This window comes from Halomonas sp. PGE1 (assembly GCF_013000985.1).
Taxonomy (GTDB): Bacteria; Pseudomonadota; Gammaproteobacteria; order Pseudomonadales; family Halomonadaceae; genus Halomonas; species Halomonas alkalicola.
The window spans coordinates 2,371,141-2,392,336 of record NZ_CP053032.1; the positions used below are offsets into that span (position 1 = coordinate 2,371,141).

The 21,196-nt window shown below is 69.1% G+C and carries 19 protein-coding genes; 11 read left to right on the top strand and 8 right to left on the bottom strand.

The genetic code is table 11. The features are described 5' to 3' along the window. Positions 1-447: 447 nt before the first annotated feature. Entirely contained in the window at positions 448-1,407 is a 960-nt protein-coding gene (locus HIR79_RS11260; RefSeq protein ID WP_169958427.1) for a zinc metalloprotease HtpX, read from the top strand. A gap of 69 nt (positions 1,408-1,476) precedes the next feature. On the opposite strand, the gene HIR79_RS11265 is transcribed toward HIR79_RS11260, so the two are convergent. Next, positions 1,477-1,959 carry a Spy/CpxP family protein refolding chaperone gene (locus HIR79_RS11265; RefSeq protein WP_169958428.1) on the bottom strand — a complete coding sequence of 161 codons (483 nt, stop codon included), beginning with the start codon at positions 1,957-1,959 and terminating at the stop codon, positions 1,477-1,479. A gap of 135 nt (positions 1,960-2,094) precedes the next feature. Here HIR79_RS11265 and nfo point away from each other — a divergent pair, with 135 nt between their 5' ends. From nfo to HIR79_RS11290, 5 genes are all read left to right on the top strand, one after another. Further along, positions 2,095-2,943 carry a deoxyribonuclease IV gene (gene nfo, locus HIR79_RS11270; RefSeq protein ID WP_169958429.1) on the top strand — a complete coding sequence of 283 codons (849 nt, stop codon included), beginning with the start codon at positions 2,095-2,097 and terminating at the stop codon, positions 2,941-2,943. Beyond that, positions 2,940-3,443 carry a GNAT family N-acetyltransferase gene (locus tag HIR79_RS11275; RefSeq protein WP_169958430.1) on the top strand — a complete coding sequence of 168 codons (504 nt, stop codon included), beginning with the start codon at positions 2,940-2,942 and terminating at the stop codon, positions 3,441-3,443. The genes nfo and HIR79_RS11275 overlap by 4 nt, the downstream gene beginning before the upstream one ends. A 94-nt stretch (positions 3,444-3,537) precedes the next feature. After that, positions 3,538-4,533 (top strand): TRAP transporter substrate-binding protein, encoded by a 996-nt coding sequence (locus HIR79_RS11280; RefSeq protein WP_169958431.1) that lies wholly within the window; start codon positions 3,538-3,540, stop codon positions 4,531-4,533. Positions 4,534-4,599: 66 nt separating this feature from the next. Then, positions 4,600-5,088, top strand: coding sequence for a TRAP transporter small permease (locus HIR79_RS11285; protein ID WP_169959551.1), 489 nt, complete (start codon positions 4,600-4,602; stop codon positions 5,086-5,088). Continuing rightward, positions 5,085-6,347, top strand: a complete 1,263-nt coding sequence (locus HIR79_RS11290; protein ID WP_169958432.1) for a TRAP transporter large permease — start codon at positions 5,085-5,087, stop codon at positions 6,345-6,347. The genes HIR79_RS11285 and HIR79_RS11290 overlap by 4 nt, the downstream gene beginning before the upstream one ends. A gap of 27 nt (positions 6,348-6,374) precedes the next feature. Here the strand turns inward: HIR79_RS11290 and HIR79_RS11295 are convergent, their stop codons facing one another. After that, entirely contained in the window at positions 6,375-7,754 is a 1,380-nt protein-coding gene (locus HIR79_RS11295) for an FAD-binding oxidoreductase (RefSeq protein ID WP_169958433.1), read from the bottom strand. 201 nt (positions 7,755-7,955) lie between these two features. On the opposite strand from HIR79_RS11295, the gene HIR79_RS11300 reads away from it, so the two are divergent. Then, on the top strand, positions 7,956-8,153 hold the full coding sequence (locus tag HIR79_RS11300) for a hypothetical protein (RefSeq protein WP_169958434.1): 198 nt from the start codon (positions 7,956-7,958) through the stop codon (positions 8,151-8,153). 17 nt (positions 8,154-8,170) lie between these two features. Here the strand turns inward: HIR79_RS11300 and HIR79_RS11305 are convergent, their stop codons facing one another. The 3 genes from HIR79_RS11305 to HIR79_RS11315 form a co-directional block, all read right to left on the bottom strand. Beyond that, positions 8,171-8,794, bottom strand: coding sequence for a DUF938 domain-containing protein (locus HIR79_RS11305; RefSeq protein WP_169958435.1), 624 nt, complete (start codon positions 8,792-8,794; stop codon positions 8,171-8,173). Between the two features lie 27 nt (positions 8,795-8,821). Continuing rightward, positions 8,822-9,892 (bottom strand): 23S rRNA pseudouridine(2604) synthase RluF, encoded by a 1,071-nt coding sequence (rluF, locus tag HIR79_RS11310; RefSeq protein ID WP_169958436.1) that lies wholly within the window; start codon positions 9,890-9,892, stop codon positions 8,822-8,824. Positions 9,893-9,994: 102 nt separating this feature from the next. Continuing rightward, a complete protein-coding gene (locus tag HIR79_RS11315) occupies positions 9,995-10,453 on the bottom strand; it encodes a YchJ family protein (protein ID WP_169958437.1) in 459 nt (152 codons plus the stop codon). A gap of 181 nt (positions 10,454-10,634) precedes the next feature. On the opposite strand from HIR79_RS11315, the gene HIR79_RS11320 reads away from it, so the two are divergent. After that, the gene (locus HIR79_RS11320) at positions 10,635-13,403 is read left to right on the top strand and encodes a cation-translocating P-type ATPase (protein WP_169958438.1); all 2,769 of its coding nucleotides are present in this window, start codon (positions 10,635-10,637) and stop codon (positions 13,401-13,403) included. 80 nt (positions 13,404-13,483) lie between these two features. Here the strand turns inward: HIR79_RS11320 and hrpB are convergent, their stop codons facing one another. Further along, positions 13,484-15,934: an ATP-dependent helicase HrpB gene (hrpB, locus tag HIR79_RS11325; RefSeq protein ID WP_249322123.1), complete on the bottom strand. Its 2,451-nt coding sequence runs from the start codon at positions 15,932-15,934 to the stop codon at positions 13,484-13,486. A 79-nt stretch (positions 15,935-16,013) separates the two neighbouring features. On the opposite strand from hrpB, the gene HIR79_RS11330 reads away from it, so the two are divergent. Continuing rightward, complete coding sequence (locus HIR79_RS11330; protein ID WP_169958440.1) at positions 16,014-17,042, top strand: ArsJ-associated glyceraldehyde-3-phosphate dehydrogenase; 1,029 nt, start codon at positions 16,014-16,016, stop codon at positions 17,040-17,042. Further along, complete coding sequence (gene arsJ / locus HIR79_RS11335) at positions 17,039-18,256, top strand: organoarsenical effux MFS transporter ArsJ (RefSeq protein ID WP_211620710.1); 1,218 nt, start codon at positions 17,039-17,041, stop codon at positions 18,254-18,256. The genes HIR79_RS11330 and arsJ overlap by 4 nt, the downstream gene beginning before the upstream one ends. A gap of 3 nt (positions 18,257-18,259) precedes the next feature. On the opposite strand, the gene HIR79_RS11340 is transcribed toward arsJ, so the two are convergent. Then, entirely contained in the window at positions 18,260-18,565 is a 306-nt protein-coding gene (locus HIR79_RS11340) for a type II toxin-antitoxin system RelE/ParE family toxin (RefSeq protein ID WP_169958441.1), read from the bottom strand. Positions 18,566-18,775: 210 nt separating this feature from the next. Then, complete coding sequence (locus HIR79_RS11345; protein WP_169958442.1) at positions 18,776-19,456, bottom strand: TetR/AcrR family transcriptional regulator; 681 nt, start codon at positions 19,454-19,456, stop codon at positions 18,776-18,778. A 237-nt stretch (positions 19,457-19,693) separates the two neighbouring features. Here HIR79_RS11345 and xdhA point away from each other — a divergent pair, with 237 nt between their 5' ends. Beyond that, positions 19,694-21,157 carry a xanthine dehydrogenase small subunit gene (gene xdhA, locus HIR79_RS11350; RefSeq protein WP_169958443.1) on the top strand — a complete coding sequence of 488 codons (1,464 nt, stop codon included), beginning with the start codon at positions 19,694-19,696 and terminating at the stop codon, positions 21,155-21,157. The last annotated feature ends 39 nt before the right edge of the window (positions 21,158-21,196 follow it).

The window sequence follows — 21,196 nt, forward strand, 5'->3', positions numbered from 1 at the left end:
AAGCAGGGGGTGACACAAAGACGAAAGGGGACGGGCGGGAGGTCAATCGAGGGGGCGAAGCGGACGGCTCGAACGGATTGGTCGTCTCAGCCGTAAAGCGTCGGGGGCCCTCCCTGGCCCTGCGCCATCATCGTGTCAAACGCTGATAATCAGACGATGTAGGCGCGAATGGCGTCACTGGCGGCGCGCTGCGCCATGGCGGTGGTGGCCCAGTACTCGAGCACTTCGCTGTCCAGAACGATCGCTTGGGTGGAAGTTGACATGGCGTGTCTCCTTGGTAGGGAAAATACTATATAACCCAGGATTTTCGACATTTCAATGCGCGGAATCAATTTCCATATTGTTGCGTGAGCGTAACGATTTTTAACGAAAACAGCCCGTTACGCCAGAATCGCAAACAACATCAGCGAGTTGCCCTCTCCCCATTGAGAGTCATCAGGAGCCATCGTGACCCATCGCCTGGCCGCCCAGCGGCTCAGAAACGCCCTGCAGCACCTGCTGATCCTGGCCGGTCTGGCCCTGCTGCTGGCGGTGCCCGGCTACCTGCTGGCGGGCGCCTTCGGGGTGGCCTGGGCCTTCGGTCTGGTAGCGCTGACCCTCTATCTGGGCGGGCGCATCCCACCGCGCCTGGCGCTCGCCCGCGCCAATGCCGGCCTGCTGCGCCGTCACCAGGCGCCGGCGCTCTACCGGGTGCTGGATCTGCTCTATCGCCGTGCAGGGATCCACGCCGAACCCCAGCTCTTCTACGTGCCGTCGGCGGACCTCAACGCCTTCGCCGTGGGGGACGCCCGCGAGGGGGGCATCGCCCTCACCGACGGCCTGGTGCGCACCCTCGACCTGCGCCAGCTGGCCGGGGTGCTGGCCCACGAGGTGAGCCACCTGCGCCACGGGGATACCCGGGTCATGTCCATGGCGGCGACCATGACGCGCCTGACCATCTGGGGCGCCTTCCTGGTGCAGCTGGGGCTTGTGCTGATGCTGCCCATGGTGCTGGCCGGTGAGCTCAGGATGCCCTGGCTGGAGCTGCTGGTGGTGGCCCTGGCGCCTTCGGCCAGCACCCTGCTGCAGCTGGCGTTGTCGCGCAACCGGGAGTTCACCGCGGACCTCGAGGCGGCCGCGCTGACCCGGGATCCGCTGGGCCTGGCCGCGGCCCTTCAGGTGCTGGAGCGCCGCCAGGGGCTGTGGCTGTCGGCCCTGCTGCTCGGTGGCCGCCCGCCGGGCTGGTTCCGCCTGCTGCAGACCCACCCGCCCACCGACGAGCGCGTCCGCCGGCTGCTCGCCCTGGCCCGACGCCAACCGCCGCGGCCCTCCTCCCCCCACCCCCATCGCCCCGATGAGGGGCTGGTGGTGGACCGGCCGTCGCCCCTGGGACACCGCCACTGGCTGGGGCGCAGGCCAGGGCGGTAACGCAAGAGGCGACCCCGAAGGGTCGCCTCTTGATCGCGCCAGGGCCCCGCTCTGAGAGGGGCCTTCGGCTTATTCGGCTGGCATCTGCTGCTGTTGCATCTGCTCCTGCATCTGGCGCATCTGCGCCTCCTGCTCCTCGGCCAGGCGCTCGAGCTCGTCGCGCTGCTCCGCGGTCAGGGTGGACTGGATGCGGGCCTGCATAAGGGCGCTCTCGGCGGTCATGTCGCCAGTGAGCTGGCCGAGCCGCTCGGCGTCACGACGAATGGCGGCCTCGTCGAACTCCGGGCCGATCTGCTCGTGGATCTGCATCTGCACGCCCTGGGCCTCGGCCTGCAGCGACTGCAGCCGCTCCTGGCCATCGGTCAGCAGCGCGATCAGCTCCTGCTCCTGGCTGTCGTCCAGGTTCACCAGCTCGTCGAGCTGGGCCACCTGCTGTTCGGCGCTGGGCGCGCCGCCCTGAGGCATCTGCTGGGCCACGGCGGGGGCGGCCAGGGCGAAGGTCAGGGCAAGGGCGCTGCTGCCGATCACGGCGAGGGGCTTGGCAAATGTCATGCAATCTCCTGAAAAATCATGGGCATCCAATGACCCTAGCATGCCGCTGGTGGAGATGACACCCCGCACCCCGCGGCGAGTTGCGCTAGAATCCCGAGCCATTCCCGAGACAGCAGCGGAGCCATCCCGTTCACCATGAAATATATCGGAGCCCACGTCAGCGCCGCGGGCGGCGTCGATCAGGCGGTACTGCGCGCGGTCGAGATCGGCGCCAACGCCTTCGCCCTGTTCACCAAGAACCAGCGCCAGTGGAACGCCAAGCCGCTGGATGATGCCACCGTCGAGGCGTTCCGTGCCGCCTGCCGCCGGCACGGCTTCGGGCCGGGGCAGATCCTTCCCCACGACAGCTACCTGATCAACCTCGGCCACCCGGAAGCGGAGGGCCTGGCCAAGTCCCGGACGGCCTTCGTCGACGAGATGCAGCGCTGCGAGCGGCTCGGCATCGACCTGCTCAACTTTCATCCGGGCAGCCACCTGAAGAAGATCAGTGAGTCCGAGTGTCTCGCGCGCATCGCCGAGTCGATCAACGAGGCGCTGACCCGGACCCGCAGCGTCACCGCGGTGATCGAGAACACCGCCGGCCAGGGCAGCAACCTGGGCTGGCGATTCGAGCATCTGGCCGAGATCATCGAGCAGGTGGAGGACAAGGGTCGAGTAGGCGTCTGCCTCGATACCTGCCACGCCTTCGCCGCCGGCTACGACCTGCGCACCGCCGAGGCGACCACCGCCATGCTCGACGAGTTCGAGCGGGTGGTGGGCATCGAGTACCTCAAGGGCATGCACCTCAACGACGCCAAGAGCGAACTCGGCAGCCGGGTCGACCGCCACCACAGCCTGGGCCAGGGCAATATCGGCCTTGCCTGCTTCACCACCCTGATGCGCGATGCGCGCACCGACGGCATCCCCCTGGTGCTGGAGACCATAGAGCCGGCCATCTGGGCCGAGGAGATCGCCTGGCTGCGCGCCCAGCAGGAGGCCTCATGACGGGTTCATCGCCGATCGGCATTCGCGCCTACGACCCCGCCGACTGGCCCGCCGTCTGGGCGATGCTCGAACCGGTGTTCCGCGCCGGGGAGACCTACGCCGTGCCCCGCGACATCGGCGAGCAGGACGCCCACCGGATGTGGGTCGAGCTGCCCCGGGCGGTGCGGGTGGCGGTCGATGCGCAGGGCACCCTGCTCGGCACCTACTATCTCAAGGCCAACCAGGCCGGCCCCGGCAACCACGTGGCCAACTGCGGCTATATCGTCGCCGCGCAGGCCCGCGGCCTCGGCGTCGCCGGTCGGATGTGCGAGCACTCCCTGGGGCTGGCTCGCGAGCTCGGCTTCAGTGCCATGCAGTACAACCTGGTGGTGGCCACCAACGAGGTGGCGGTCAAGCTGTGGCAGAGGCACGGCTTCGCCATCGCCGGCACCCTGCCCCGAGCCTTTCGCCACCCCGTGCACGGCCCGGTGGACGCCCACGTGATGTATCGGCTGCTGTAGCCGTCGCCGAAGCCATTGACCGGCCTCCCCGGGGCGGTGCATGCTCGGCAGGGCATCGAACCGCAAGACGCTGACACTACAAAGGAAACCAATAATGAAAGGCTTCGTACGCAGCACGCTGGCGCTGGGGATCTCCCTGGCCGTCATGACCTTCGCCAACGCCTCCGAGTTCGCCGAGATGGACCCAGTCACCCTGCGCCTGGCCCACGTGGTCAACGAGCAGGACGGCTTCCATATCGCCGCCGTGAAGTTCCAGGAGCTGGTCCAGGAGCGCACCGAGGGTGCCGTCACCGTGGACCTTTACCCCAACGCCAGCCTGGGCGACGAGCGCACCCTGCTCGAGGGCATGCAGATCGGCACCGTGGACATGGGGGTGATCACCAACGGGCCGGTGGCCAACTTCGTCGAGGAGATGGCGGTCTTCGAACTGCCGTTCCTGTTCCCGAGCCCCGAGGCCGCCTACGAGGTGCTCGACGGCCCCATCGGCCAGGAGCTCCTCGACAAGCTCGCCGAGGTCAACCTCAAGGGCCTGGCCTACGCCGAGCGTGGCTTTCGCAACCTGACCAACAGCGAGCGTCCGGTATCGAGCCCCGACGACCTCGACGGCCTGCGCATCCGCGTGATGGAGAACCCGGTCTACACCGACACCTTCCGCGAGCTCGGCGCCAACGCCATCCCCATGGCCTGGACCGAGGCGCTGACCGCCATGCAGCAGGGGACCATCGATGGCCAGGAGAACCCGGTCAACGTCATCCACTCCTTCAAGCTCAACGAGACCCAGGCGCACATGACGCTGACCCGGCATACCTATGCGCCGGCGCTCTTCGTGATGGGCATGCCGAGCTGGAACCAGCTGCCCGAGGCCGCCCAGGAGGTGCTGGTGCAGGCCGCCCAGGAGGCCGCCGAGCATGAGCGCCGCGTCAACGCCGAGATGGAGGCGGAGCAGCTGGCTGAGCTGCGCGAGGCGGGCATGCAGATCATCGACGATGCCGACCTCGAGGCCTTCCAGGCCGCCGTGGCGCCGGTCTACGAGAAGTACGGCGAGCAGTTCGGCGACTACCTCGAGCGCATCCGTGAGGCGCTGGAATAAGTGAATCCACTTGCGCGCTACCTGCTGCGCCCCCTGCAGTGGAGTGAGCGCGCCCTCGACGCCGTCATGCAGCCCGTGGTCTTCACGGGAATGGCGGCGTTGATCGGCGTGATCACCCTGCAGATCGTCTCGCGGGTCTTCTTCACGGCGGTGGTCTGGACCGAGGAGGTCGCCCGCTTCCTGCTGGTGTGGATCACCTTCCTCGCCGCCACCCTGGCCTTCCAGCGCGGGCGCCATATCGCCGTGACCTTCGTGGTGGACGCCCTGCCGCTGCGCCTGCGCCAGCTCGCGCGCATCGCCGCGGTGCTGGTGGCGCTGGGCTTCATGGTGGCGCTGGTGGTGATCGGCCATCGCTACATGCAGGTGCAGAGCTTCCAGAAGTCCGCCTCGCTGCGCCTCTCCATGACCTATGTCTACGCCGTCATCCCGCTCTCGGCGGCGATCATGGCCTGGTACGCCCTGGTCGACCTGCTGGAGCTGCTGATCCAGGGGCCGGATGCCGCCCGCGACGATGACAAGGGTGGCAGCGGCACAGCCGAGGAGCCTCTCCCATGACCGGCGTGCTGTTCCTGCTCTTCTTCCTCTTCATGCTGCTGGGGGTCCCCATCGCCCTGGCCATCGGCGCCAGCACCCTGCTGGCCCTGAACGCCCAGGGCGTGCCGCTGATGGTGGTCACCCAGCAGATGTTCCAGGGCATCAACTCCTTCGCCCTGGTGGCGGTGCCCATGTTCATCCTCGCCGGGGACCTGATGGCTCAGGGCAAGGTGAGCGAGAAGCTGGTCGACTTCGCCGATGCTCTGTTCGGCTTCCTCAAGGGCGGGCTCTCCCTGGTTTCGGTGGGCGCCGGCATGTTCTTCGCAGCGATCTCGGGCTCCGGCGCCGCCACCACCGCCGCGGTGGGCTCGAGCCTGGTGCCGGAGCTGCGCAAGAAGGGCTACGACCCGGCCTCGGCGGCCAGCCTGATCGCCGCCAGCGGCACCATCGGCGTGGTGATCCCCCCCTCGGTGCCGATGATCATCTACGCGGTGATCGCCCAGCAGTCGGTCTCGAAGCTGTTCCTGAGCGGCATCCTACCGGGGATCGCCATGGGGCTGGGACTCGGCGCCATCGCCATCGTCCAGGCCTACCGCCGCAACTACCCCCGCGGCACCGAACTCTCGCTGGCCACCATCTGGCGCACCTTCCTGAGCGCGAGCTGGGGGCTGATGACCCCGGTGATCATCCTGGGCGGCATCTTCTCGGGGATCTTCACCCCCAGCGAGGCCGCGGTGGTGGCGGTGAACTACGCCCTGCTGGTGTCGCTGTTCGTCTACCGCGACCTGAGCCTTGCCGACGTCTACCGCATCCTGATCCGCTCGGCGATCACCACCTCGGTGATCATGCTGGTGATCGCCACCTCGGCGGTGCTGAGCTGGACCCTCTCCAGCTGGCAGGTGCCCGGCGCCATCGCAAGCGCGGTGCTCTCGCTCTCCACCGACCCGCTGGTGATCATGCTGCTGATCGTGGCGGTGATCCTGCTCACCGGGGTCTTCATCGAGACTGCCAGTGCCCTGATCATCCTCACCCCGGTGCTGCTGCCGCTGGTGACCCAGCTCGGCATCGACCCGATCCACTTCGGCATCATCATCGTGATGGGGCTCGCCATCGGGATGATCACCCCACCGGTGGCGATCAACCTCTACGTCGCCTCCTCGGTGACCCAGCTGCCGCTGGAGCGCATCACCCGAGCGATCCTCCCCTACCTGCTGGGGCTGATCGCGGTGCTGCTGCTGGTGGTCTACGTGCCGATACTCGCGGGCTGGTCCGGCGCCTGAGCGGCGCCGGATGTCACGTCCTGGCGCTCACCCCAGCACCTTGCCGGGGTTGAGCAGGCCATGGGGGTCGAGGGCCTGCTTGAGCAGGCGCATGGTGGCGATCTCCGTCTCGCTGCGACTGAGGCTCAGGTAGTCGCGCTTCTCCAGGCCGATGCCATGCTCGGCAGAGATCGAGCCGCCGATCTCGGCCAGCGGCGCATAGACCAGCTGCTCCACCGCCCGACGGCTCTCGGCGCCGCCGTCTCGCACCGTGATCATCAGGTGCAGATTGCCGTCGCCCAGGTGGCCGAAGGTGACCAGCCGCGCGACCCCGGGCCAGGCCTCGGCCAGGCGCTGCTCCAGCGCCTCCACATAGGCCTCCATGGCGGGAATCGGCAGGCTGACGTCGAAGGAGAACATCGGATTGAGCGTGCGCACCAGCACCTCGATGTCCTCGCGGATCGCCCAGATCGCCTGGCGCTGGGCCTCGGAGCTCGCCAGCACCGCGTCGGTGATCAGCTCCGCCTCGAAGGCCTCCTCCAGCAGCGCCTGGAACTGCTCGGCGTCGTGCTCGGCGTCCATGCCCTGGCTCTCGAGGATGGCGTAGAAGGGCGAATCGGTGGCCAGCGGCGGGGTATGGGCGCCGCTCTCCTCGGTCATCAGCCGGTAGTGGCTGTTCCACAGCGCCTCGAAGGCGCTCAGCCCGATGCGCCGGGGCGCCAGGTTGAGCAGGCTGGTCAGCGCCGCGAAGCTGGGTACCGCCACCAGGGCGCACTGCTCGCTGGCCAGGGCCGGCTGCAGGCGCAGCACGGCACGGGTGACGATGCCGAGCGTCCCCTCGCTGCCGATGAAGAGCTGCTTCAGGTCGAAACCGGCGTTGTTCTTGAGCATGTGATTCATGGAGCTCAGCACGCGGCCGTCGGCCAGCACCGCCTCGAGCCCCAGCACCTGCTGGCGCATCATGCCGTAGCGGATCACCCGGATGCCGCCAGCGTTGGTGGCGATGTTACCGCCGATGGTGCAGGAGCCTCGAGCGCCCAGGTCCAGCGGGAACTGCATGCCGATCTCGGCGGCGGCCTCCTGGACCCGCTGCAGCGGCGCCCCGGCCTGGACGGTGAGGGTGCCACCCACCGGGTCGATCGCCTCGATGGCGCTCATGCGCTCCAGGGAGATCGCAAGCTCACTGGGCGCCGCCACCGCACCGTGCACCACCCCGGTCAGGCCGCCGTGGGTGACCACCGGCTGGCGAGCCGCATGGCAGAGGGCCATGACGCGGCTGAGCTGCTCGGTATTCCCGGGTCGCACGATGGCCGCGGCCTCGCAGGGGGCCGAGGTGAACCAGTCGACGCTGCGCTGGCGCACGGCCTCACCGGTCAGAAGGTTCTCGGGGCCGACGATCTCGGCGAGCGCATCGAGCAGTGTTTGCATGGCTGGGTCCTGTGCCAGGGTCAATGAGCATGAGACATTACCGATGCTTTCGTCCGCTGTCTCCTCGACTTTCCCCTGAGCCCGGCCGCAGGCCTTCCCAGAAGACCCGCCGGGGGGTAAGGTCGACAGGCGCCGCGGCCTGGAGCACCACGGCCGCGATGACCGACGCTCTTCGCTTCCCCGCATGACCAAGGAATCTGCATGCTCTCGACGCGCCCGCTTCTGATCGTTGCCCTGCTGAGCGCCCCGCTGCTGCTCGCCGGCTGTACCACTTACACCTTTCCCGACGGTAGCCAGGAGACCCTGTGGGGCGTGCCCGCCGACGACGAGACCCTGACCCGCGAGGAGCGCGACCGCCAGGCTCCGCGCTACCGGGTGCCCGGCGAGATGCCGGAGTAATCCTGCGGGGCGGGCCCTCAGGCGGTGGAGAGGGCCTGCCCCCTGACGAGGACCACGCTGAGGTTGTTGGCGGGCATATCCATGACTCGCTCGAGCTCGAGGCCACGGCACGTCGCCTCGGCCACGACCGCCTCGAGGTCGCGCACGCCCCAGCGCGGATCGTGGCGCCTGAGGCTGGCGTCGAAGGCGGCGTTGCTGGGCGCGGTGTGCTCGCCGCCCCGCCGATAGGGACCGTAGAGATAGAGCGTGCCGCCCGGCACCAGGCGCTCACCGGCGCGAGCCATCAACGCCTCGGTGACCGCCCAGGGCGAGATATGCAGCAGGTTGATGGCCACGATGGCGTCGAAGGACTCTGCCGGCCAGCCGCCGGGTTCGGTGGCGTCGAGATGCCGCGGCGCGGCCAGGTTGGGCAGCGCCGCCGTCTCGCGCCAGGCGGCAATGGAGGCCAGCGCCTCGTCGCTGGGGTCGCTGGGTTGCCAGTGCCAGCCGGGCATGGCGCCGGCGCAGTAGAGGGCATGCTCGCCGCTGCCGCTGGTCACCTCCAGCACCCGGGCCCGCTCGGGCAGGACCTGGCGCAGCACCTCGAGGATCGGCTGGCGGTTACGGGCCGCGGCGGGGCTGTGGAGACGGGCATCGCTCATGGTGGCTCTCGGTCGAGGGAGGGATCGCTACTTCTTTCTGCCCCGGGACTTGCCGGCCGGGCCGCTGCCCCTGCCAGGCCCTGACCCGGGCTTCCTGGTGCCGGATGGCTTGGCACCGGCCTTCTTCGGGCCCGCCGTCCTCGCGCTCGGCTTCTTGCCACCCGCCGCCTTGCCCGCGGCCGCGCTGCCGCCTGACGCCTTGCGTCTTCCGGGCTTCCCGCTGGCCGGCTTGCCGCCGGCAGCCTTGCCACCCTCGCCGCGGCGCGGCGTTGCGCCCTTGCGGCCCCCCGCCCCGGGGCTCGCTGCCTTGCCGGCCCCGGCCCTGCCACCCTGGCGCCGCGCAGAGCGGCGGCCGGGGGTCTGGGCCTCGGAGGAGGAGTGCTCGGTCATGGCGAGGATCGTCGACACCTCGGCGGGCGTCAGGTCCCGCCAGTCCCCCTCGGCGAGCCCCTTGAGGGTGACGTTCATGATCCGCAGCCGTTCCAGCTTCACCACCTCGTAGCCGAACACCTCGCACATGCGGCGAATCTGGCGGTTCAAGCCCTGGACCAGGGTGATGTTGAAGACGAAGCGGGACTCCTTGACCACTGGACACTTCTTGGTGACCTCGCCGAGGATCGGCACGCCGCTGCCCATACCCTGGATGAAGTCGTCGGTGATGGGCTTGTTGACGGTGACGCGGTACTCCTTCTCGTGCTGGTTGCTCGCCCTCAGGATGCGGTTGACCAGGTCGCCGTTGTTGGTCAGGAAGATCAACCCCTGGGAGTCCTTGTCCAGCCGGCCGATGGGGAAGATGCGCGCCCCATGGCCGACGAAGTCGACGATATTGGCCTTCTCGCTCGGCTCGGTGGTGCTGACGATGCCCACCGGCTTGTTGAGGGCGATGAAGACCAGGTCCTCCTCCTCCAGCTCCAGCGGCTCGACGAGCTGGCCGTTGACCTTGACCACGCTGCCCGGGAAGACCTGGTCACCGGGGGTGGCGCGCCTGCCGTCGATGCGCACGTTGCCCTGTTCGATGTAGCGGTCGGCTTCTCGTCGCGAGCACATGCCACTTTCGCTGATGTACTTGTTGATCCGCTTGGAGAGGGTCTGGGCCATGGGACGCGTCCGGAACGTGGGGGGAAAGGGCCGAGGTGGCGAGGCTATCAGCCCGGCAGTGTAAGGGCTGACCCGGCTGACGGCCAGCCGACGAGGAAGGGCCTAGCCTGCTCCGCAGCACTGCTTGAGCTTGCGACCGCTGCCGCAGGGGCAGGGTTCGTTGCGGCCGGGCTTGAGGCGGGTCAGCGTGGGGCGTCCCTCCAGGTAATACCACCGTCCGGCCTCCCGGCGAAAGCGCGAGGCCTCCTCCAGCACCCCGAAGCGCCGCCCCTCGCGGAAGGTGGCGCGGAAATGCACGTGACCGCTATCGCCGTCTTCGTCGCTCTCCAGCACCTCGAGGCGCAGCCAGCGGGTGGTCGGATCCGGGGCGAGCTCCGCAGGGCGAGTGCTCGGATGCCAGCTCGCCAGCAGGTAGTCGGTGAGGTTCAGGGCGAAGGCGCTATAGCGGGAGCGCATCAGCGCCTCCGGGGTAGGAGCGGCCTCGCCGGCATGGTAGCGGCCGCAGCACTGGGCCAGCGACGTGCCGCTGCCGCAGGGACAGGCGGGGCGTGCGTGGGTCATCACGGTTCCTCGTCGGGGTTTTCGCCCCATGTTAACAGGGCCCTGCGACCGCCTCGACTCCGCTCTCATCCCCCTTGTGCTCAATGACTTGGCGCGTCAACCTGTCCTTGATCACTGCACTGCAACATGCTGTATGCTAATGCTATGGCAAGCAGCCGCCCATCAGCGCCGGAGGTAGAGGATGACCGACCCAAAACGCAGCGAGACCACCGCCTGGCACGCCCTGGCCGCCGACGAGGTTCTCGAGCGCCTCGACAGCTCGACCGACGGGCTCGCCGCCAGCGACGCCGAGCGGCGCCTCGAGGAGTATGGCCCCAACGAGCTCAAGCAGGCGGAGGCACGGCCCTGGTGGAAGCGGCTGCTGGAGCAGTTCAACAATATCCTGATGCTGGTGCTGATCGTGGCGGCCGTCGCCAGCCTGGGGCTTGGCCATACCCTGGATGCAGGCGCGATCTTCGGGGTGGTGCTGATCATCGCCCTGATCGGCTTCATCCAGGAGGGCAAGGCGGAGCAGGCCCTGGAGAGCATCCGCCAGATGCTCTCCCCCCAGGCCAAGGTGCTGCGCGGCGGCAAGCGCCAGACCATCCCCGCCGAGGAGCTGGTGCCCGGCGACATCGTGCTGGTAGAGAGCGGCGACCGTGTGCCGGCGGACCTGCGCCTGCTGGAGGCGAGGCGCTTTCGCACCGAGGAGGCCTCGCTGACCGGTGAATCCACCCCGGTGGACAAGAGCACCGAGGCAACGGCCGAGGATGCGGACCTCGGCGATCGCACCGGCATGGCCTATGCCAGCACCATCGTGGTCCAGGGCAACGCCCGGGGCCTGGTGGTGGAGACCGCCGCCAACACCGAGATCGGCCGCATCTCCGAGATGCTGCGCGGCGTCGAGAAGCTCAAGACGCCGCTGCTGCGCCAGATCGACCGCGCCGGTCAGGTGCTGGCCCTCTTCATCCTCGCCGCGGCGGTGCTCACCGGCACCTTCGGGGTGCTGGTTCACGCTCAGCCCCTGGGCGACATGTTCATGGCGGCGGTGGGCCTCGCCGTGGCGGCGATCCCCGAGGGGATGCCCGCCATCGTCACCATCGGTCTGGCGCTCGGCGTGCAGACCATGGCGAAGAAGAACGCCATCATCCGCCGCCTGCCGGCGGTGGAAACCCTGGGCTCCATCTCCACCATCTTCTCCGACAAGACCGGCACCCTGACCCGCAACGAGATGACCGCCCAGGCCATCTGGCTACCGTCCGGGGAGGTGCGCATCGAAGGGATAGGCTTCGCCCCGGAGGGGAGCTTCCACCGCGTGCATGACGGCGAGGCCGAGGAAGCGGCGCTGAACCTGGACGACGACCACGCCCTGCGCCACTTCCTCAAGGTGGGAGTGCTCTGCAACGACGCCGAACTGGGCGAGGAGCAGGGCCGCTGGAAGATCCACGGCGACCCCACCGAAGGGGCCCTGGTGGTCGCCGCCGCCAAGGCGGGGCTGACCACCGAGGAGCTGCGCGGCAAGCACGACCGCCACGACGCCATCCCCTTCGAGTCCGAGCGCAAGTACATGGCCACCCTGCACAAGCTGGAGGGCGAACAGCTGCTGCTGGTCAAGGGCGCGCCGGACCGCCTGCTCGAGATGTGCCACAGGGTGCGCGACGACGGCAACGACATCGAGCTCGACGTCGGCCTCTGGGAGGAGCGCATCAACGACCTCTCATCCCGGGGCCTGCGCGTGCTGGCGCTGGCAGAGAAGCGGGTCCGCGACATCCATGAACTGGCCGACGAGCACGCCGAGGAGGAGCTGGTGCTGCTGGGCCTGGTGGGGCTGCTCGACCCGCCGCGGGACGAGGCCATCGAGGCGGTCAAGGAGTGCCTGGCCGCCGGCATCCGCCCGGTGATGATCACCGGCGACCATGCGGTGACGGCACTCGCCATCGCCAGGCAGCTGGGCTTCGCCCACACCGAGCGCGCTATCACCGGCCGCGAGATCGAGGCGATGTCCGATGCCGAACTCGAGGAGGTGATCCTGGAGGTGGACGTCTTCGCCCGCGCCGCGCCGGAGCACAAGCTGCGCCTGGTGCAGGCGATGCAGGCCCGCGGCGGCATCTGCGCCATGACCGGCGACGGCGTCAACGACGGCCCGGCCCTGAAGCGTGCCGATGTGGGCGTGGCCATGGGCATCCAGGGCACCGAGGCCGCCAAGGAGGCCGCCGAGATGGTGCTGGCCGACGACAACTTCGCCACCATCGTCGGCGCCATCCGCGAGGGCCGCAAGGTCTACGACAACATCCGCAAGACCATCACCTTCATCCTGCCCACCAACGGCGCCCAGGGCCTCGCCATCATGCTCGCCGTGCTGGCCGGCTCCACCCTGCCGGTGACCCCGCTCCAGGCGCTGTGGGTCAACATGGTGGTGGCGGTGACCCTGGGCCTGGCGCTGGCCTTCGAGCACGCCGAGAAGGACATCATGACCCGCCAGCCCCGGGATCCCGACGCCTCCCTGCTCGACCTCTTCCTGCTGTGGCGGGTGGTGTTCGTCTCGCTGCTGCTGCTGGCGGGCGTCTTCGGCATGTTCAGCTGGATCCAGGCCCAGGGCGGCAGCGTGGAGCTCGCCCGCACCGGCGCGGTCAACATGCTGGTGATGGGCAGCGCCGCCTACCTGATCAACAGTCGCTACCTGCTGCGCAGCACCCTCTCCTTCGCGGGGATCTTCGGCAGCCGCCCGGTGTGGGGCTCCATCGGCACTATCGTGGCGCTGCAGCTGGCCTGGACCTACCTGCCCTTCATGCAGCTGATCTTTGCCAACGAAGGGCTCGGCCTCGGCCACTGGGGCGTGATCGTCGCCGGCAGCCTGGCCATCTACCTGATCGTGGAACTCGAAAAGCGGGTGCTGCGCGCCCGGGGCGTCAACGGTCAGCCGGCCGCCAATCACGGCAGCCACGACCGTACGGGGCTGAAGTCCTCCTGATGGCGCTACTTGCGCTTGGTGCGGGCGGTGGCCTCGGCGGCCCTGGTGCCGCGGGGTCCTCGGCGCCTGGTATGCCAGGATCAGCTTCGCCGCTTGGTCCGGGCGGTGGGCTCGGCAGTCGTGGGGTCCTCCGGCCAGGGGTGCTTGGGGTAGCGGCCGCGCATCTCCTTGCGTACCTCCGGGTAGCCGCCCGCCCAGAAGCTCGCCAGGTCCGCGGTGACCTGCAGCGGGCGGCGCGCCGGGGAGAGCAGGTGCAGCAGCACCGGCTCGCGGCCGTCGGCGACCCTGGGCGAGGCCTGCCAGCCGAAGCACTCCTGCAGCTTCACCGCCAGCACCGGCGGTTTGCCCTCGAGACAGGGCGCATAGTCCACCCGGTGGCTGGCGCCGCTGGGCACCGGGAGCCGCTCCGGGGCCAGTTCGTCCAGGCGGGCGCGAAGCGGCCAGTCGAGGGTATCGAGCAGCAGGCGCGCCAGGGGCAGGCGCTCCACGGCGTCGAGCCGGGTGATGCCATCGAGGTGCGGCGCGAGCCACGCCTCAAGGCTCGCGAGCAGTGCCTCGTCGGACCAGTCGGGCCAGGCTGCCTGCTCATCAGAGTCGAAGGTGCGGCGCAGAAGCGCCACCCTCCCCTGTAACTGAGTCAGGACGTCATCCCGGGGGAGCCCCCGGCGGCGCAGCGCCTCGATCAGCGCCGCCCTGACCGCCTCGGCCGGCGGCTTGGCCAGGGGCCTTCGCTCCAGCACCACCGCGCCCAGGCCGCGCACCTGCTCGCCGATCAGGCGGCCTTCGGCGTCGGACCACGCCAGGCTCGCCCGCCACTCGCCACACTCGGGATAGAGCGCCTCCATCCGCTTTTGAGAGAGCCCCACGGCGCGAAAGATCCGCGCCCCGCTCGCCTCGCCGTCCAGCTCCACCGCCACCAGCAGCGCGGCGTGGGCCAGGGGGTGGTGATCGGGCAGGGTCGCCAGGCCCCCGCCGGCCAGGCGAAAGCGGCCCGGGGCATCCAGGCGCTGGGCGATGCGCTCCGGATAGGCCAGCGCCAGCAGCTCACCGAGCGGGGCCAGGCCTGCCACCTTGAGGCTCACCTGGGCGATACGGGCCAGCCGCTCGGCGTCCCGCTGCCACTGGCGGTGCTCCCTCGGCGCCTTGAGCCGTGCCTGCAGGGCCTGCTCGAGGTCACGCTCGTCGTCCAGGCCGCGCCCTTCGAGCAGCGCGACCAGGGCGCAGGCCAGCGGCAGCGCGTCGAGCGCTCGGGCGCGCTCCAGCATGGCCGCGAGACGCGGATGGGTGGGCCAGCGGGCGGCCCGGCGACCCAGCTCGGAGAGGTGGTGCTCGGCATCCAGCAGCCCCAGGCGCCCGAGCAGCTCGCGGCCGGCGGAAAGTGCCCCAGCTGGGGGCGCGGTCACCCAGGCGAGGCTACCCGGGTCGGTCACGCCCCAGCGCGCCAGTTCGAAGGCGAGCGGGGCAAGGTCGGCCTGGCGCACCTCAGGCTCGCCGTGGGGAACGAGCGGCTGCTCCTCGGCCCAGAGCCGCAGGCAGAGACCGGGGCCCTGGCGGCCGGCGCGGCCTCGGCGCTGGTCGGCACTGGCGCGGTTGACGCGGCGCGTCTCCAGGCGGGTCAGGCCGCTTCGCGGCTGGAACACCGGCACCCGCTCCTGGCCGGCGTCCACCACCAGGCGCACGCCGTCCACGGTGACGCTGGACTCGGCGATGGCGGTGGCGAGTACCACCCGCCGCTGCCCGGAAGGGTCGGGGCGCAGAGCCCGGCGCTGAACCTCGAGCGGCAGGCGGCCGTGGAGCTCCATGACGGCAAGCTCGGGCGACCGGCTCGATAGCTCCCGGGCCAGGCGACGGATCTCCGCCACCCCGGGGAGGATCACCAGGGCGTCGCCCTCCTGCTGCCCCATGGCGTCGAGCAGCGCCCGGGCCTGCTGGGGCGCGGTCTCCTCCCGGGCGTTGAGGGCGCGGTAGCGAGTCGCAACGGGAAAGGTGCGCCCCGGGCAGTCGATCACCGGGGTGCCCTCGCCCAGCACGCCGAGCAGGGCCTCGACGTCCAGGGTCGCCGACATCACCAGGAGGCGCAGATCGTCGCGCACCGACTGGGCGTCCAGGGCCAGCGCCAGGCCGAGGTCGGCCTCCAGGCTGCGCTCGTGGAACTCGTCGAAGAGGATGCCGGCTACCCCCTCCAGCAGCGGGTCCTCCTGGAGCATGCGGGTCAGCACGCCCTGGGTCACCACCTCCAGGCGGGTGTGCGGGCCGACCCGGCTCTCGCCGCGCATCCGGTAGCCCACCGTCTCGCCTACGCTTTCCCCCAGGCTTTCCGCCATAAAGCCGGCGGCAAGCCGCGCCGCCACCCGCCTTGGCTCCAGCAGCAGCAGCCGGCCCTCGCGGGCCCAGGGGGCCTCGAGCAGCGCCAGGGGCACCCGCGTGGTCTTGCCGGCGCCGGGCTCGGCCACCAGCAGTGCGCGCGAGTGTGCCGCCAGGGCGGCCTGGATAGCGTCGAGCCGGGCCTCGATGGGCAGGCCGGCTGTCATCGAACTGTCACCTGAATTCATATACGATTCGCCATATATGCTCGCTCTCCACTTCCCCTGATACCCAAGGAGCCTTCCCATGGCGATACGCATCGGCATCAACGGTTTCGGCCGCATCGGCCGCCTGGCCCTGCGCGCCGGCTGGACGAACCCGGACCTCGAGTTCGTGCAGATCAACGACCCGGGCGGCGACGCTGCCACCTTCGCCCACCTGCTGCAGTTCGACTCGGTGCACGGCCAGTGGACGGGCGGCGGCGATGATATCACGGCGGACGACGGCGCCCTGACGGTGGCCGGCCGGCGCATCGCCTTCACTGCCAACCGCGAGATCGAGGCCACCGACTGGACCGGCTGCGACGTGGTGATCGAGGCCTCGGGCAAGATGAAGACCACCGACAAGCTCCAGGCCTACCTGGAGCAGGGGGTCAAGCGGGTGGTGGTGAGCGCCCCGGTAAAGGACGAGGGCGTGCTCAACCTGGTGGTGGGGGTCAACGACCATCTGTTCGACCCGGCCCGGCATCGCATCGTCACCGCGGCGAGCTGCACCACCAACTGCCTGGCGCCGGTGGTCAAGGTGATCCACGAGACGCTCGGCATCCGCCACGGCTCCATGACCACCATCCACGACATCACCAACACCCAGACGATTCTGGATGCCCCCAGCTCTCCACAAAAGCCTGATCTCCGTCGCTCCCGGGCCTGCGGCATGAGCCTGATCCCGACGACCACAGGCTCCGCGAAGGCGATCACCGCCATCTTCCCCGAGCTGACCGGCAAGCTGAACGGCCACGCCGTGCGCGTGCCGCTCGCCAACGCTTCGCTCACCGATATGGTCTTCGAGGTCGCCCGCGAGACCACCGAGGAGGAGGTCAACGCCCTGCTGAAGGAGGCCGCCGAGGGCGAGCTCGCCGGCATCCTCGGCTATGAGGAGCGCCCGCTGGTCTCCATCGACTATCGCACCGACCCGCGCAGCTCCATCGTCGATGCCCTCTCCACCATGGTGGTGGCCGGCACCCAGGTGAAGCTCTACGCCTGGTACGACAACGAGTACGGCTACGCCTGCCGCACCGCGGAGCTGGCCGCCAAGGTAGGCAAGGCCGACTCATGATCGCCCGCGTCGCCGCCCTGCCCCGGGAGATCCGCCAGTACCTGCTGGTCACCGGCAACTACTGGGCCTTCACCCTCACCGACGGCGCCCTGCGCATGCTGGTGGTGCTCTACTTCCACCAGCTGGGCTACTCGGCACTCGAGGTGGCGCTGCTGTTTCTCTTCTACGAGTTCTTCGGGGTAGTGACCAACCTGGTGGGAGGCTGGCTGGGGGCGCGCCTCGGGCTCAACCGCACCATGAACCTGGGCCTCGGCCTGCAGGTGTTGGCGCTTTCCATGCTGCTGGTGCCGGTGGCCTGGCTCTCGGTGCCCTGGGTGATGGCCGCCCAGGCGCTTTCGGGCATCGCCAAGGACCTCAACAAGATGAGCGCCAAGAGCGCCATCAAGACCCTGGTGCCGGCCGGCGACGCCGGGCATCAGTCCCTCTACCGCTGGGTGGCGCTGCTCACCGGCTCCAAGAACGCGCTCAAGGGCGTGGGCTTCTTCCTGGGGGGCCTGCTGCTGACCCTGATCGGCTTCCAGGGGGCGATACTCGCCATGGCGGTGATGCTGGCCGGGGTGCTGGCGCTGTCGCTTGCGCGCCTCGACGGCGATCTGGGCCGGGCCAAGGCCAAGCCGAAGTTTCGCGAGATGCTCTCCAAGAGCCGCGCCATCAATATCCTGTCGGCGGCACGAATGTGCCTGTTCGGCGCACGGGACGTCTGGTTCGTGGTGGCCCTACCGGTCTTCCTGGCCACCCAGTTCGGCTGGGACAGCTGGCGGGTGGGGGGCTTCCTGGCGCTCTGGGTGATCGGCTACGGAGCGGTGCAGGCGGTCGCCCCCAGGATCACCGGGGGCACGGCGGGTCGCGGTGCCGCCATCGCCTGGGCCTCGGCGCTTACCGCCCTGCCGGCGCTGATCGCCCTGGGTCTTGAAGGACAGCTCCTGGCGGCGCAGCCGCAGCTGGTGCTGCTCGGGGGGTTGATGCTGTTCGGCGTAGTGTTCGCGGTGAACTCCAGCCTGCACAGCTTCCTGATCGTGCGCATGGCCCGCTCGGACGGGGTCTCGCTGGACGTGGGCTTCTACTACATGGCCAACGCCATGGGGCGGCTGATCGGCACCCTGCTGTCAGGCTGGCTCTACCTCGCCGGTGGCCTCGTCGCCACCCTTTGGGTCTCCAGCGCCCTGCTCGCGACCACCGTGCTGATCAGCCTGGCGCTGCCGAAGGAGGCTTGACGCCTATAGAGGGAAGCGCTCTGTATTTTCCAACAGACGACGCCCATGCATGACGGCCAGAATCAGGATGCGCTCAGCCTCCACGCGATAAATCAGGCGGTAGCTATAGACAAAGCGCTCACGAATATTCGCCTCACCAAGTTCGGGCACGACTCTGCCCAGCTCAGGAAACTCACCTAGCGCCCGAGCCGTATCCACCAACTTGGTCACGACAGCCCGTGCATAGAAGGCAGAATCTCGCTCGATATACTCGGCGATGAGTTCCAGATCCTCGAGCGCTTCTGGTGACCAGGCTAGCGGTCGAGCCACTTTGCCAGCTTCCGCTCGACCTGTTCTTGGCTGAGAGTCCCCTCGGTCTCAGCACGCTGACTGCCTCTGTGTACCTTTTCTACGACGTAGAGATGGTACTGGATATCTTCCATTGTACAGTCCTCGGGAAGGGACTCGAGCAGTTGCCGTACATCATCCTTGGCCGTATTCATGGCTTCACCTATTCAACATACGCCTGACAACACTCTATCATGCCCCGATCCCGGGCGGTCTCACCCCGCACCCCTTCAAGATGACTCGGGTGAGGAAGGCGGTGATCTGCTCGACATCGGCGTCGCTGAGCTCACCCTTGCCGGTGATACCCAGCACCTGGGCCTCGAAGTCGGCGTAGTGCTGGGTGGCGGACCAGATCAGGAATATCAGCCAGACCGGTTCCACCGGATCCATCAGGCCGCGCTCGGCCCACTGGCGGAAGATCGCCCCGCGCTCCTCCACCCAGGCGCGCAGCTCGCCGCTCAGGTACTCCTGCAGGAAGGGAGCCCCGGCAAGGATCTCGGCGGCGAACAGCCGTGAGCCCTCCGGGTGGCGCCGGGAAAGCGCCATCTTGCTGCGGATGAAGGCCTCCAGCACCTCGGCGGGATCATCGTCCACCGAGATATCGTCCAGCAGCGCGTTCCAGCGCGCCATCATCCGCTCCAGCAGGCGCACGTAGAGCCCACGCTTGCTGCCCATGTAGTAGAGCACGTTGGACTTGGGCAGCCCCGCCGCCTCCGCGATGGCCTGGACGCTGGCGCCGCGATAGCCGTGGGCGGCGAAGATCTTCTCCGCCGCGGCGAGGATCTCGCGCTCGTTGCGCTCGCGGGTCGCGCCCCCGGCCTCGCCTCTCTCCCGCGCACGGCGTATCGCCGCCGGACTCGCGACTTCTGTCATCTACCCGTTCCCTGTGCCATTGGTCTGTGCCGAGAGTGCCGCACCGCGGCGGTGCATGCAATTGCCGGCCGCCTCGGGATGGCGACATGAGGTGAAGGTCGCGAGCGATTGGCTTGCAAAGTCGGCCATCGTTGGCCATGCTGAATATAACCTGACCATATGGTCAACATGCCGACTTCCCTGATGGTCGGTGACGACCGGGGTACGCCCCCAGCGATCAATAACAGAGACAATGTCATGATCGACTTCCTGCTCAACGGGCAGCCCCGCCGGTGCGAGGCCACGCCCGATACCAGTGTGCTCGAGCTTCTGCGCGACCCCCTCGGCCAGACCGGCACCAAGGAGGGCTGCGCCTCCGGCGACTGCGGCGCCTGCACCGTGGCCATCGGCGAGGCCGGCCCCGACGGCCGGGTGCGCTATCACAGCGCCAACGCCTGTATCACCCCCGCCCATCAGCTCAAGGGCCGCTCGCTGGTCACCGTGGAGGGGCTCGCACGAGGCGAGGCTCTCCATCCCGCCCAGGCCGCCATGGTCGACTGTCACGCCAGCCAGTGCGGCTTCTGCACTCCAGGCATCGTGATGTCGCTCTTCACCCTGCACGAGGAGCAGCAGCAGAGGCCCGCTCCGCTGACCCCCGAGCGGCTCGAAGCGGCGCTGGGAGGCAACCTCTGCCGATGCACCGGCTATCGCCCGATCCGCGACGCGGCACTCTCCATGGGGGAGCATCCTTACGCGCGCCCCGAGTGGCTGGATCTCGCCGTGGATGCCACCGCACCCATCCAGGAACCCTCGGCCGATAGCGCCTTCGTGCAGCCCACCACCCTGGCCGAGCTGGTCGAGGAGCGTCGCCGCCACCCCGAGGCGCCCATCGTCGCCGGCGGCACCGACCTCTGGCTGGAGGTGACCCAGCGCCTGCGCCGGTTCGAGCGTCTGGTGGATGTGACCCGGGTGGCCGAGCTCACCGCCATCGAGGAGGCCACCCTGGCGGATGGCCGCGAAGGCTGGTGGATCGGCGGTGCCGTGAGCTATGCCCGCCTCGAACCGCTGCTCGAGGCGCACTACCCCGCCTTCGCCCACCTGCTGCATCGCCTGGGCTCCGCCCAGGTGCGCAACCGCGGCACCCTGGGAGGCAACATCGCCAACGCCTCGCCCATCGGCGACACCCCGCCGGTGCTGCTGGCGCTGGGGTCGCGACTTCGGCTCGCAGGGCCGGACGGTGAAAGGGAGCTACCCCTCGACGACTTCTTCCTGGACTACAAGCAGACCGCCCTGCTCAAGGACAAGGGCGAGGTGATCCGCGCTATCTTCCTGCCGCGCCCCGAACCGGGGCGACACCTCAAGGTGTGGAAGCTGTCCAAGCGTCGAGAGGATGATATCTCGGCGGTGCTGGGCGCCTTCTCCTGGCGCCTGGAGGACGGGGTGCTGCGCGAGGTGCGCCTCGCCTTCGGCGGCATGGCGGCCATACCGAAGCGGGCCGCCGCCGCCGAGGCGGCGCTGGAGGGTCAGCCACCCACGGTGGCCAGCTTCCAGGCGGCTCGCGCCGCCCTGGGGCAGGCGTTCTCACCGATGAGCGACGTGCGCGGCAGCGCCTACTACCGCTCGCTTTCAGCCGCCAACCTGCTGGAGCGGCTGCGCCTTGTCATCGCGCAGCAGCAAGCCCACTCTGACCGGGAGGTGATGCTCCATGCGTACGCTCACTAAGCTCAATAAAGCGCCCGGCGCCGCGCCGGATAAGGCGCC